This window comes from Pseudomonas sp. MYb541 (genome assembly GCF_037479595.1).
Taxonomy (GTDB): domain Bacteria; phylum Pseudomonadota; class Gammaproteobacteria; order Pseudomonadales; family Pseudomonadaceae; genus Aquipseudomonas; species Aquipseudomonas canadensis.
In genome coordinates, this window is the sequence record NZ_JBBGYS010000005.1 from 95,388 (window position 1) to 108,143 (window position 12,756).

A 12,756-nucleotide genomic window follows, 5' to 3' on the forward strand; every position below is an offset into this window, starting at 1 on the left:
CTTCACCGCCAAATTGCAAAAACGCAAACCCCTGATTTTCCTAGAGAAAATCGGGGGTTTGTGGTTTTTGGCGTCCGAAAAATGCCCCCATGGGACCGTCATGGGACTGGTGCGTCTTTTTGGTGCGTTTGTGGGGGGCGCACACGTCCGCCGTTCTCGTGATTCCAACTGCGGATTGAGAGGGGAGTAAAGGGGACAGGTTGAGCTTTCGCAGAAGGCTAATCAGGTACTGAGGGTGCTACTGATCTGGTTTCAGATGAGAACGAGCTTCTTCCCAAGCTCTTCGTGCTTCAGCATATTTTGCATCTGCCAGGTCTTTTGCAGCCTGAAACTTTCTTATAGTTTCATCTGTGGTCGGCCTAACGCTCAGCAATGCATATGCAATTTCATTCAAATGATCAGCTTCAGCAAATAGACGGTTACTTTCCGCAGTTTCCTCCGCCCATATCCGTTTGGATATTTTTTGGTGCCGCATATTTCCTCCTGGTACCACGATCTGCAGAAAAGGCCGGGCTCGAACCACATTGTTCAAATATCGAGCGTTAAGGGAGTTAAATCAATGATGTCATAAAGCCTTCAACTTACAGGATCCTAATTATCGAATTTGCAAGGACGGCACTTATAGCGCGGCAAGGCGACCTATACACGGGAATGATCTACACTCAGGCCTCGCTTTTCTGGCATCAATAGGGGCCTTTGTGAACATTCGGGAGCTGGTTCTGTGGTCCCTAGGAAGTGCTGCAGTATGGATTTCGATTGTCGTGGTTTTGGTGGCCATTCTTTGATGGGGAGATGAGCCATCAGTAGATGTAGCATTCAGTGTCAATGAGCGTACAGTCGGTGCTCCACTGTTAACCAACGGTGAGCGTGGCGGGTGATTCGTGATCAACTCTATAGGCGACATTCACCCAATTAGATCTGAGGCGGAAGATTTGCTTGGCAAAATTGTTAAGGCGAATTCCAGACTCCAAGTCTTTAGTGTTGAAGGTGAGGTCCTAGCTTTGATGTGGAGGCTTGAAACAGATGACGGAATTTCAAGGCTCGACATTGATAACCTTCGCGTCGTATTCAAAATGGCGTCAGAAAAACGCCTCCATGAGTTAGCGCGTCAAAAAAGTTAAGCGCGCCGTTACTAATAACGCCGTTTATGTTCAAAAGGCCCCCACACTTTAGCCAGGTACGGGGGCCTTTTTGTGTGCTCACGCAAACCAGAACCCCCTAGACTGGTATACCGACTCCCCCTAAAGTGCTGTCACGCAACACCTGACACCTACTCGATAAGGAATCGCGATATGCCGTTACCCGTTACGCCGTACTTTGCGGAGCGCCTGAGGTCCCTAGGCGCTTGTTCCGCAAACGTAGCGTTTCTGGATGGGCCTAAAGAGGTCGACCATGAGCGTGCTTGACGATAACGAGGGAAGCGTGACGGCTTCCTTGGAGGAATGGGCCCGTGACTGGGAACTGGGCAAGAGTTGGTTGGTATGCAGGCACTGCAAAGGCCTGCAGAGTTACCGTGGCGGTAGTTCGCAGTTGCCTTTCCGTGCGCATCTAGCCCAATGCCCAGCTTTGAATCGTAGGGAACAATTTCCATTGTTGGAGTTGCGCGCCGCCTTGGACGCGCTCCGTCCGGTGACGCCATGAGTTTGATTTTTACGCTGAACGGAATCAGCCTGCCTGACCTGATACGCACCAAGTTGGCCAACCACCTGGAGCGCCTTGCCCGAGTTGAGGATCTGCGCGCCCTGGAGCTGGCCCGGGAACGCGCGGCAGGCTTTATAGAAGGCGTGGAGGCGGCGCGTGCGTTGACTCCGGCCACCATCGAGGCGCTGCTTATTGCGGTTGAGGAAGCGGCGTTGGCGCGCCGCCTGGAGCTGACGCCATGATCGGCGAAGCGATACAGTCAGACACCCTGATAGCATTGGTCAGCCAAAACGAGGTGCGTGAGGCTGTGGTGGGCCGCGTTGCCGGCGATAACAGCCAGTGGACTTTATCCATCCGCTTGGGTGGTCCTACGGCGCGCCTGATACCAGTGCGTTCGCGACGTGAGCCGTTACGCACCTGGGCGAGTCTCACGGCCGTAGGCCGGTTCGCCGAAGCGGTGGGGCTCAATAGGATCAGTGTTGAGCTGTGACCGGTGATAGCTTCAACGCCAGTTGCAGCATCCCCACCATGTCTGGCCCGTCCTGGTTGATCCACGTGCCATAGTGCTGACGGATCATGTTGCCGTTGGTATGCCCCATTTGTTCGGCGATCCAATTAATTGAAGCAATGCCAGTGGTCAGAAACAGACTGGCGTGCGTATCCACGCATTGGAGAAGTTCTCGCGAATGGCCGCTTTTGGCCGATTGCTGCCTGTCGTGAGGGTCAGCAAGCGGCCAGAAGCAGACGCCCAGATATCTCAACGAATCAGGCGTTATCCGCCAGCAATGCAAACGCGGTTGCGCCCACAGTGCTTGGCCTCATAGAGCGCAGCGTCGGCGCGCTGGAACCAGAGCTGCGAATCGGTCTCGCCGGCATGGGCAGCGAGACCCAGACTGAGCGTGTGCGAAATGATCTGATCTTCGAATTCGGTCGGCGTCGCCTCGAAGGCTTCACGCAGGTGATTGGAGATGCGTTCAGCGCCTTCGCGATCAATACGCTCAAGGACCAGGATGAACTCCTCTCCACCGAAACGGCCGACGATATCAGTCTGGCGCGAGTTGGCGCGTAAAATATTGGCAAAGCTACGCAGTACAGCATCGCCGGCAGCATGACCATAGGTGTCGTTGACCGTCTTGAAGAAGTCGATATCAACAATCGCGAGCCACAGTGTATCCCGTGTAGCAGGCTGTTTCATCAGCTCGTCCAGACGACGCTCGACGCATTTGCGGTTATTCAGCCCGGTAAGGCCATCAGTATTTGCCGAATGCTCAGCAGCGAGACGTTCCTGCTGCTGGGTACGTATCCACAGCGCAAGAGAGATGGCGAAGCATAGGACTTCGATCAGCGCGGCACTCTGAGTGATCGTCATCGGTGCGATCATGTTGATTTCCGGAGGCTCGCCCTTAATACCGTACCAGGCCCAGGTGACGCTGAGCGCACTGAGACCGAAGGTCGCCCAGCCAATCAGCAGCCAAATTGCATGCGGCGTACCACGCCTCCAACTGACAAAAGCAAAGTACGCATTGATAATCGCGGTGGCGTTGAAGAAGCGGTACATGAGGAAAAGTGTATCGAGAGGCAATGCGCGCAACGCACACAAGATCGCAACCACGGCATTCGCCAACGCAAACCCCAGGGCAACGCGGTCGAGTATCGGAGCAACGGAGTTCAGGCGCAGTGCCTTGCGGGAAAATAGAAAGGAAAAACACAGCGCGCCGCTGACCAGCAGGCCGAGGCCTTCGTTCGTCCAGAAACTTGTATCCGGTGCAAGATGCTGCGCGAGCAGGCCGCGCAAGTTGAACCACGCGAAGCCAGTACACGTGACGAAGGCGGCATAGGTGATAAAGGTCGGCTGACGCAGCACGATACCGAACAGCAGCCAGATGGCACCCAGCGTGATGTATACGCCCAAGTGTGTTGTGTAGATAGCGGTATAGGCCTGCAGGGCCGCCATGAACGCAGCAGGCTGGTACAGGCGCAAGGTCAAACGCATATCGTCGCCCGACACTGAGCGCAGCCGCACGAAAACCCGCTGTGTTTCGCCAGGGGCAATGCTGTGCATGATCGCAGGTAGGGGCGAAGGCAGAACGCGGCTGGAAAATGGCAGGCGATCGCCGACTTCCCGCTGCCATGGGGTCGGGGCTGTCACAAAAACCGTCATGGAATCAATCCATGGCGTGTCATCAACAAGCACCCAAGGCTGGGCATCCGCGCCTGGATTGTGCAGCGTTAGCCGCAGCCAGAACCCGTCTCGGGTGATGCCCTGATAAAGATCAGCTTGTGTCAGCGGCTTCCACGCGGAGGGATCGAGTTGCTGCAGCGACTCGTAATTGTGTGGATCGCGCTGAAATTCGGCATGGCCAACCATCGACAGGCCATCGAGATTTGCATCAACCGCAATAGGCTCCAACGCATATACATGTGAATGCGCCAGCAGCGCCAGAACAACCAACAAAAACCGAAACACCGCCAAACCTCGATGCTCTCTCATACATTCCCTGCTATTGCTCTTCGTGCGAGTTGGTTTAAGTAACAATATCCCTATGAATAGGCTGCGCTACGCTAAAGCCTCCGAGCATAAATCAGGAGTCACGTCGCCAGCAGTCAACGGCTCCTTCTGGCCGACAGCTTCCTTTCAAAGCACCCGCGAAAATGTGCGTTACATTGACTTTACCGATACAACTTCTACATACCTGAATTTTTTCCTGGCTATCTTGGTAGCCTCCTGCTCTGCCAGCAGGGTACTCAGCGTATCGGCCTCATGAACGATCTCGTAGGTCTTACCCTCAAATTCGTTGCTCACCCGCAGAGTCACCTTGAGCCTAGGGGTAAAGCCATTCGATACTTTCTTCTTTGCAGCTTTAATAGGCTGCACTGCTATGGTTTCCCGGACGATGTCCTGTTGGCGCGATTTAGGTGCTGACGCAGGTGGTTCGGTTTGCCCAAATAACGCCCGGCGCATCTCTTCTTCAATAAGATCTGTATTCATCATTTTTCTCAGAGAACCTGATGTGTGAGGTATTCAATTCTAACTCAGCCACAGATTTGCTTGCTGGTGGCGCAGATGCCGGTTGTCTCAGTCAGCACTACCGCCTTACCTGTGGTTCCCGCTCCTATCTAGACAATTAGGCTACTTGTTGTCTACCGCAGAGGACCGCTATGGGTCGACTGCTGCCGGTCATGAGCGAAAAACATCAGCCTTTTCGGTGATGGATTGGAACTGCTAATCCTGTAGGCCACGTACTACTTGCCCTACAGAGCCGACCTGATAGCTGCGTACCAATTTTGTACCGACATGAGTCCATACAGCGACGCCCTGCTCCTCACGACAGGCGGCCATCGGCCGTTAGCTGGCCTATATATCGTCGTGATTTTTACGATTGTTTATCGACCAGCTTGGTTGCAAAATCGGCGGCTCACGCGGTTGAGCCTTATAGGTAGGGAGTTCAGATGGAAACTTTCGAATTGGATGACTTGACCCATGAGCAGATCAAGGCGTTTTGCCAATTGGGTGATGAACATCTGGAAGGCGGTGATTTCACGGCTGCCATCGGTCAGTACAACCTAGCGTGGGAGTTGATTCCAGAACCCAAAAATAACTGGGAAGCGGCGACATGGGTGCTTGCCGCTATCGGCGATGCCTGTTTTCAGGGAGGATTCTTTACCTCCGCAAAAGAGGCCCTTGAGTATGCGATGACTTGTCCCGATGCAGTCGGCAATCCATTTTTGCATTTGCGTTTGGGCCAAGCACTTTACGAGAAAGATGAAGCTGATCGAGCCGCCGATGAACTTATGCGAGCATACATGGCGGCTGGAGATGAGATTTTTGACAACGACGACCCCAAGTATTTCGCGTTCCTAAAAACGCGGGCCGTGATTTAAAAATCGGAACAGCCGATAACAAAAGCTCGACGGCGGCAATAAGTGGCCGATAACTGCCGTTTTCGAGACCCCGCGATTGGCCGATTTTTGCCGTTCGTGACGGGCAGCAACCGGCCAGAAGCGGACGTTGAGAACAGAGAAATAAATCTGTTCTCTTTTCCCAATGGACATCATTGCGGGGTACGCAAGGCTATCGTGTGGTGCGCGCAGCGCTCTGTACAAAAGCACCTTAGCACTTGGCGCCGCACAATTAGGCGAAGCATGGACTTCGCGTACACTAACGTTATGCCTGAGCCAATGCACTAACGAACAGCTCGTAGAGTGCTTGTGGTGGTATTGGGGGGAATACGCAACTAGCACGGTTGAAGTTACAAGCGCCAGCTGAGTGCAGCGTGAGTGCCCCACCAGTTAAAAGAAAACTGATGCTCTGGCGACTCCTGAAGTGGCTGGCATTTCTTTCTTCATCTGTTCCGGCACATGGTTGAAGGTCTAGCCTGTAGCGTGCAGGATCGGGTTGGATGGTACAGCGGTTCTTACACCCATCAACTTGATCTAGAAATTGCCTCTTTGCTAATCAGTGTCTGCGCACGCACATATTGTCCTGGCGTAACACCCATTATCCGACGGAACATGGCAATGAAAGCACTAATATTTTCGTAGCCAAGCTCAATCGCCGTTGTCGTCACTGACATCCCCTCGACCAATAGTTGAATAGCGCGCAACGTGCGCGCACGTTGTCGCCATTCAGAAAAACTAAAACCGGTTTCAGCGACCAGACGCCGGGCAAGTGTTCTAGGTGCCATACCTGACCAAGCAGCCCAATCCTCAAGTGATCTATTGTCATCAAGCTGAGCAAGTATCGCATCGGTGATACGCCTCAAGCGCGGGTCATTGGGGTGCGTCAGACCGATGGGTTCAGCGGGTGAGGTAGCAATTTCATCCAAGATGACTGCTGCAACCCGCGACTCCATTTCGTTGCGGGGTGGTTGTCCCCACGATGCAGCGCGGCTTACCGCTTCGCGCAGCAAACTGCTGACCCTAAATGTGCATGGCATTTGATGCAGGATCCCGCACTCTTGCTCCGCGATATAGACCATCGCTCCTGCAAAAGCGCCATGTGACATCATCGCGTGTGCGACACGGGGAGGTATCCAAATGGCATGGGTAGCTGGCACTACCCATGAGCCGCCGTCAGTGCTGACGGAAAGCAGGCCGGCAAGGCTTGCGATTAGTTGGCCTGTCGTATGAGTGTGGGGCGCCGTTTCGCGGATCGCCCGGTCGCGTTGCTCTATCGCCAACAGTGGCATAAGCGCGCGATTCATGGCTGGTTTACGTTATCCAATGTCATATCCGAGGTAGCCATATCCTGAATGCCTAATGGAGAATAAGACCGGTCAGACGAATACTCAATGTCTAAAAAACGCAAATGTTGCTTCTCTTGGATTGGCCTGATTATGCGTACCTCTCACACATTTATTTTCTGTGTTTTGGCCGTAACAGCTGGATGCGCAAGCTCACCTCCCTATTTGGCCCGTGAATCTTTAAAGGATCATTTGATGAATTCTAACCACATGGTGCATGCCGTCGATCATATTGGCTTCGCAGTCAGTTCATTGGAAGAAGCCATTCGCTTCTGGACAATTGGACTTGGGTTCACTCTTGAGCGTCAGTCGGAAATGGGCGGATCATTCATTTTGCAAGTAACCGGCACCGCCGATCCGAGCGTGCGAACGGCAATAGTCAAAGGCCCGGATGGCAGCCGAGTAGAGTTGCTGGAATATTCGCAGGGTGACCGCCACGGTATCACTCCACCTACGGCATCAGCGATTGGTTCAGCGCATTTGGCATTGAGAGTGCAAGACATATACGCCGTACTCGAACGCATTGAGCAAGCAGGCTGGAAAGTAAGAGGCAAGCCTCAAGCGATTCCCGCAGGCCCACGCAAGGGAACTCTAGTTGTATATGTGACCGGGCCAGATCATATCACTCTGGAACTGATGCAGGCTAATGAGTAGCTTCCTACCGAAGGCTGTTAAGCTTATTTCCCTAAAGCAATTACTTAAAGCGCTCTCCGTCGCGCATGACGTCTCATGCCAACTGGTCTCAATGGTTATCATCGGTTGGCATGTCCCCCGATAGCTTCTCCAGCAGCCTCAAATTTGACCAGTCTGAGCTGGCAATCGACGCGGCCCGGCGCGATCAAGGTTTAGTGCTTACCAGCCCTAGGTTGGTTGAAGAAGACGTACAACTAGGCTTTCTCGTACCTGTCTTTGAATCTGTACTAAAGACTGGCAAGGGCTATTATTTGGTGCAGGCCAAAGATGTGGTGCTGGGTGAAGCAGCCCAACTTTTGCGCCGGTGGCTTTGAGATGTAGCGCAGCGAGTTCAAAAAAACTGATGACTTAAGGGCGATGCTTTCTATTTAACGTGAACGGCAGGGGTCGAGAAGGTGACGTTGCCAGACGCCTTTCGCCAAGGCGCCAGGATCAGTGCAATCGCGCAACGCAACCTCACAGGTTCACCGGACGACCGGACGAAGGTGTCCACCATTCTGGAGCCCCATTTATGGGGCGGCATGGTGGTGCCGCTCAACAGTTCTCGGCCATGTGCGGTCTCATTAGTCGTTATGACCTCAAAGTCGTATTTGAGCGAGTTGGTGGTTACGTCGTACTGTCCAGCTTGCCGCCGTTTTTTATCTGGCTCAATCTGTATTGTGTACTCAGTATTCGTCGCGGGTGCTCCTGGAACGGTGCCTTCATTTCTTCGCAGATGTCCATCGTCCTTTCTTACCTGAGCGCAATTTGCCGGCGAGCCATGACAGCGCTATCGCCGGAATTGAGAGAAAGGCCGCAATGATGATACCAGCAGCTAGCAACGGGGATGTACCCGAAGTCGCCAAAACCACGGGGATCTGAGAGAGCATTACAATGCCGCCTGCGGACCACTGTGAGCTTTTTAGAACGGCTCCAAGGATCACGGACAACACTAGCGCGGCGGGATAGATGATGGTCCAGTAACTAGCTAGGTCCCAAGGCTCCGCAGCGCCTGTGATTGCTGAAACAACAGTCCAAAAAAACAGGGACACAACGCAGGTAACAATGAATGGCATGAACAATTCCTGGAACTTGGGGGCAAATCGGCTTTGGTCGTTATCGTAATCGTGGTTGATGGTCCAGTCTCTTAATTTTGTTCTTAACTATCTTGTGAAAAAATGACGAATCCCCGCGATTGCTGCCAACTTAGAGGTTTTCGGCCTCTAGCCCACTTCGTCGGCGTGTTCGCGCCAACATCCCCGATATAAGTCTTATGCCATCTGAATGATGACGCACGCCATCGCTGAATTTACTGATCCAGGCGTTGACGAAACCGAGGAACAGCAAAATCCAAAAAACGCCTCATTTTCAGGGGCATGTGTCCAGGTGACATGTGGATCAGGTTGATAGGCGCCGACAAAGGCTCATATTTATCCAGCACAATCTCCAGCAGTCCCTTGCTGACCGCTTCCGCGACTTGGTAGTGCAATAACTGAACGACTCCAACGCCATCAATGGCGGCCTGTGCTGCGGCTTCAGCGGTCGTTACCGATAAGCGCGGGGTAATCCGCCTCGTTAATTCCGCCACGCCATGTTTGGAGTGTTGAAAAGGCATAGGGGCGTCAAGTCGCACGGTTGGAAAATGCTGCAGATCTGCGGGACATTCAGGTCTTCCATAATCTTCCAGCAGCCTAGGACTAGCACAAATTACAGTTCTCATGGCCCCCACCTGAGTGGCGATCATGCCGCTATCAGCGAGTGTTCCGATGCGCACCGCCATGTCCACGTGGTCGTCAACGAGGTGCGCGTTGCGATCTGAAAGCAAGAGCCGAATGTTGATTTCGGAAAACTCCCCTAAAAACGCGTTGACGATCGGCAGCACATGCAGCCGACCGAACATGATTGGCGCGGTCAGGACCAGCTCGCCTTTGGGGGCAATGAATTCTCCGGCAGCTTCGCGTTCGGCCACCTCCAACTGCTCCAATATTCGGCGCGCCGCATCCACATAAGCCACCCCTGCATCGGTCAACGAGAGCCTGCGCGTGGTTCGAATCAATAAACGGCTACCTATCAGCATCTCCAGGTCAGAAATTTTCCTGCTGATGGTGGGAAGGGGTATGTCGGCTAGCCGGCCGGCCGCCGTCAGGCTGCCAGCATCAATCGCAGCCACGAGCAGCTTCATTGCCTCAAATCTGTCCATGGAGTGTTCCAATATTTGGTAGAGAGATTCCCGATATTATCGGATTATGCATTTTTATTGAAACTGGCAAGATAGCCCTATCAAGTGGGTGCGCCTTACGCTCGACAAGCCATGAACTCACCGCCTGATAGACCACTTATCTTTTTCATTCAGTGTCCAAGGAATTTGCGTGAGCATTAAAAGTTTATTAGCGGCAACGGCCCTCAGTGCAGCGCTTGTCAGCGCAGGAGTCGAAGCGGCGGACATTAGCCATCAAAGGGCAAGCGACGTCCAACACCATTTTGTCGAGGTAAAAGGGGTCCGCATCTTCTATCGGGAAGCGGGCGACCCATCGGCGCCAACCATCGTGTTGCTTCATGGGTTCCCTACCTCATCCTTCATGTATCGCGACTTGATGTCGAAGCTGGCGGACCGTTACCACGTGATTGCCCCTGACTTCCCGGGTTTTGGATTCTCGGACAGCCCTGATCGGGCGAAGTACTCATACACGTTCGACAACATCGCCAAAACCATGGACGGGTTTACTGAAGCGCTTGCGCTGAAGCGCTACGCGCTTCAAGTTTTCGACTACGGTGCGCCTGTAGGCTGGCGGATGGCCGTCGCACACCCCGATAGAATCACCGCAATCATCAGCCAAAACGGCAACGCTTACGTTGAAGGCCTCAGCGAGGGTTGGAACCCTATTCAACGTTACTGGAACGCTCCCACTGCCGAGAACCGCAACGCATTGCGCGAGCTGCTCAAACCTGAATCAATCAAGTGGCAATACACGCATGGCGTAGCGGACCCTGACAGTATCGCACCTGAAACATACACCTTGGATTACGCGTTCGTTTCGCGACCAGGTAACGATGAAATCCAGCTAGACCTGTTCGCAGACTATGCTACCAACGTGAAGCGCTACCCCGAGTTCCAGGCGTATTTCCGCAAATATCAGCCGCCGATGTTGGCTGTTTGGGGAAAGAACGATCCGTTTTTTCTCCCGGCAGGAGCGAACGCGTTCAAGCGTGATATTCCCAAAACTGAGGTACATCTCTACGACACCGGGCACTTCGCGCTGGAAACACACTTGAACGAGATCAGTGGCGAAATCCACCTTTTCCTAGACCGGAATGTGGTGCAGCAAAAATAAGCCCTGTCGCACTTCTGCAACGGCGGGCCGTGCGCTCGCTGTTGGTGGTCCTCTCTACTCACTCGTTAGCGTGTTGTGTGTTACGTGGCTCAAAGCGCCTAGCTTCGTAGAAACATCCGACTGACTGCCTTTGGCCGATCTCTGCCCTTCGCGAAGGGCAGCAATCGGCCGATTTTGTTGAAAAAGTCGGCGTCCCCAAGCGGTCGGAACATTTCGACCCGCGCAGCGAGGCCGTCGATGGATTTTCAAAAGTCCACCGGTTTGGGGTAGGGGTACATTTTTTCGACTTTTGCGTCGGGTCGCATCATGGCGGGGCTGGCTCCGGAAGGAGAGCGGGAGCGCAGCATACATAACGGAGCGAAATAACTACTGCGCGAAGCAGATGGCTTTAATAGAAGTGCATTCTGCTAAAAAAGTTTTCCTTGAGTATACGGTTTTTATAGTCCAGCGGAGTTACACTGACCAAACGTTTGAATTCTCTTAAAAAATGAGGTTGATCACTAAAACCCAAGTCAAATGCTAAATCGCTAAACCCAATATTATTATGATGAATTTTATAAATCGCGGACTGGCAGCGAATGATGCGACAGAACATTTTTGGTGTCATTCCCAGATCATCGTGAAATGAGCGCTGTAAAGTTCTAATGGTATAGCCCGTTAGCGACTCCAGATTTTTAATACACACATTCCCTTGGGCTTGGCAAATCATATTTACGACTGGAAGAGTCAGCTTTAATGATTTTCGCGGAGCTGTATTCGTCAAGAAAAATTGCTTTAGAAAAGTGAGTTGCGTTATAAAGCTTTTCTCACGCACTACCTGCTCAAAGACACGTTCGGCATTATCGCTAACGTCAAGAAGGTCGAAAGAGCCTTCAATCAACTCTTCCGCAGAAAGATTTAAAAAATCAGGAACAAAGCCAGGTGAAAACCGCACGCCAAAATAGCGGCGCCCCTTGCAAAATTCCACAGAACCGGCTTGCAGCATTGTTCCATGTACGCTTACAGAAGGATTGGTGTCATCACAGTCAAATATTATATCGATACAGCCGTCCGGAACCGACAGCATGAATGCCGAGGATAATTTTGTTTCAAAACTATAAAAGTGTGAAATTAACGGACTGTCCGATATCGAAACTGAAAATTCTTTAGCGGCTTGCAACACAAACCATGGTTGGTGGGAGTGCATGCTTAAATAGGGACAAGCCAATGAAGATACTGACATAACCTGCACCTGCTTATTAAAATGATCACCTGAGTCCAAGCAGGTATCGTGCCATGTTGGTTGATAGTAAATTTTGCAAATGTCGTGAAAATTCAATACTTAAAAATATCAGAGTTATAGGTTTGTTCCAGCCGAAAAATCGCTACAGCGCCTAAGCTTGATCACTAAGGGGGCTCTAAAAATTCCTGATCTTGGCAAGCAATCAGGATCCTGAAAGCGGAGCCTTCCTGTGAGGCAGGTTACCTTCGTTGATGCCGAGCACTCCGGCAGGCGCAAACAGATCCGTAACGAGTTGTTCTTGATCGGGCTCGATCAAGTGCCTCCCTGGAAGGGCTTGATTGGCTTGATACGAGCCGCACTGTCGTAAAGGGCGGAGGCGGCCGTCAGGCCTACTGGTTTGGAAAAGCTTCCAGAAAATGATGGCGGTAAGGTTATCTGGCAGATGGTGGCACATCGCAGCACCAACAAAGGCTCTACAAGTGGGGTGTTCTGTAACAAAGCCATACTGGGGTCGAGGATCCATTGTGGGTGTTCACGCACCAGTTCAGTGCGCCTTGTTCAAGATATATATCGTGTAAGTGGCATTGGCGCTATTCAGTAACGCATCGATTACAACTGGTTTTCAGACGTAACATAGTTGTTACGC

General features: G+C 52.4%; 13 protein-coding genes and 2 pseudogenes. 7 read left to right on the forward strand and 8 right to left on the reverse strand.

All coding sequences use genetic code 11. The features are described from left to right. Window positions 1-238: 238 nt before the first annotated feature. Window positions 239-475: a hypothetical protein gene (locus tag WH299_RS04670; protein WP_099491921.1), complete on the reverse strand. Its 237-nt coding sequence runs from the start codon at window positions 473-475 to the stop codon at window positions 239-241. A gap of 1,162 nt (window positions 476-1,637) precedes the next feature. On the opposite strand from WH299_RS04670, the gene WH299_RS04675 reads away from it, so the two are divergent. Beyond that, window positions 1,638-1,883 (forward strand): hypothetical protein, encoded by a 246-nt coding sequence (locus WH299_RS04675; protein WP_099491923.1) that lies wholly within the window; start codon window positions 1,638-1,640, stop codon window positions 1,881-1,883. Then, complete coding sequence (locus WH299_RS04680; protein WP_099491924.1) at window positions 1,880-2,131, forward strand: hypothetical protein; 252 nt, start codon at window positions 1,880-1,882, stop codon at window positions 2,129-2,131. Before WH299_RS04675 ends, WH299_RS04680 begins: the two co-directional genes overlap by 4 nt. Here the strand turns inward: WH299_RS04680 and WH299_RS04685 are convergent. From WH299_RS04685 to WH299_RS04695, 3 genes and pseudogenes are all read right to left on the reverse strand, one after another. Continuing rightward, window positions 2,115-2,312: pseudogene (locus WH299_RS04685) on the reverse strand (site-specific integrase); the annotation flags it as partial. The gene WH299_RS04680 and the pseudogene WH299_RS04685 sit on opposite strands and share 17 nt — an antisense overlap. Before the next feature lie 101 nt (window positions 2,313-2,413). Next, the gene (locus WH299_RS04690) at window positions 2,414-4,132 is read right to left on the reverse strand and encodes a diguanylate cyclase (RefSeq protein ID WP_099491927.1); all 1,719 of its coding nucleotides are present in this window, start codon (window positions 4,130-4,132) and stop codon (window positions 2,414-2,416) included. Between the two features lie 168 nt (window positions 4,133-4,300). After that, the gene (locus WH299_RS04695) at window positions 4,301-4,630 is read right to left on the reverse strand and encodes a hypothetical protein (protein WP_099492267.1); all 330 of its coding nucleotides are present in this window, start codon (window positions 4,628-4,630) and stop codon (window positions 4,301-4,303) included. A 461-nt stretch (window positions 4,631-5,091) separates the two neighbouring features. Between WH299_RS04695 and WH299_RS04700 the strand changes: the two genes are divergently transcribed. Further along, window positions 5,092-5,523 (forward strand): tetratricopeptide repeat protein, encoded by a 432-nt coding sequence (locus WH299_RS04700; protein WP_099491926.1) that lies wholly within the window; start codon window positions 5,092-5,094, stop codon window positions 5,521-5,523. Window positions 5,524-6,065: 542 nt separating this feature from the next. On the opposite strand, the gene WH299_RS04705 is transcribed toward WH299_RS04700, so the two are convergent. Then, window positions 6,066-6,845, reverse strand: coding sequence for an AraC family transcriptional regulator (locus WH299_RS04705; protein ID WP_225930642.1), 780 nt, complete (start codon window positions 6,843-6,845; stop codon window positions 6,066-6,068). Between the two features lie 87 nt (window positions 6,846-6,932). Here WH299_RS04705 and WH299_RS04710 point away from each other — a divergent pair, with 87 nt between their 5' ends. Together WH299_RS04710 and WH299_RS04715 are read left to right on the forward strand one after the other, a co-directional pair. Continuing rightward, window positions 6,933-7,538 (forward strand): VOC family protein, encoded by a 606-nt coding sequence (locus WH299_RS04710; protein ID WP_240035891.1) that lies wholly within the window; start codon window positions 6,933-6,935, stop codon window positions 7,536-7,538. Between the two features lie 110 nt (window positions 7,539-7,648). Further along, window positions 7,649-7,891 carry a hypothetical protein gene (locus WH299_RS04715; RefSeq protein ID WP_178076783.1) on the forward strand — a complete coding sequence of 81 codons (243 nt, stop codon included), beginning with the start codon at window positions 7,649-7,651 and terminating at the stop codon, window positions 7,889-7,891. 387 nt (window positions 7,892-8,278) lie between these two features. Here WH299_RS04715 and WH299_RS04720 read toward each other — a convergent pair whose 3' ends face one another. Together WH299_RS04720 and WH299_RS04725 are read right to left on the reverse strand one after the other, a co-directional pair. Further along, window positions 8,279-8,632, reverse strand: coding sequence for a hypothetical protein (locus tag WH299_RS04720; protein ID WP_099491929.1), 354 nt, complete (start codon window positions 8,630-8,632; stop codon window positions 8,279-8,281). Between the two features lie 233 nt (window positions 8,633-8,865). Then, window positions 8,866-9,756 carry a LysR family transcriptional regulator gene (locus tag WH299_RS04725; protein ID WP_065876902.1) on the reverse strand — a complete coding sequence of 297 codons (891 nt, stop codon included), beginning with the start codon at window positions 9,754-9,756 and terminating at the stop codon, window positions 8,866-8,868. A gap of 169 nt (window positions 9,757-9,925) precedes the next feature. On the opposite strand from WH299_RS04725, the gene WH299_RS04730 reads away from it, so the two are divergent. After that, window positions 9,926-10,888 carry an alpha/beta fold hydrolase gene (locus tag WH299_RS04730; protein WP_065876903.1) on the forward strand — a complete coding sequence of 321 codons (963 nt, stop codon included), beginning with the start codon at window positions 9,926-9,928 and terminating at the stop codon, window positions 10,886-10,888. Window positions 10,889-11,276: 388 nt separating this feature from the next. On the opposite strand, the gene WH299_RS04735 is transcribed toward WH299_RS04730, so the two are convergent. Continuing rightward, window positions 11,277-12,110: an AraC family transcriptional regulator gene (locus tag WH299_RS04735; RefSeq protein ID WP_099491930.1), complete on the reverse strand. Its 834-nt coding sequence runs from the start codon at window positions 12,108-12,110 to the stop codon at window positions 11,277-11,279. 229 nt (window positions 12,111-12,339) lie between these two features. Between WH299_RS04735 and WH299_RS04740 the strand changes: the two are divergent. Further along, window positions 12,340-12,482: pseudogene (locus WH299_RS04740) on the forward strand (IS5/IS1182 family transposase); the annotation flags it as partial. Between the last annotated feature and the right edge of the window lie 274 nt (window positions 12,483-12,756).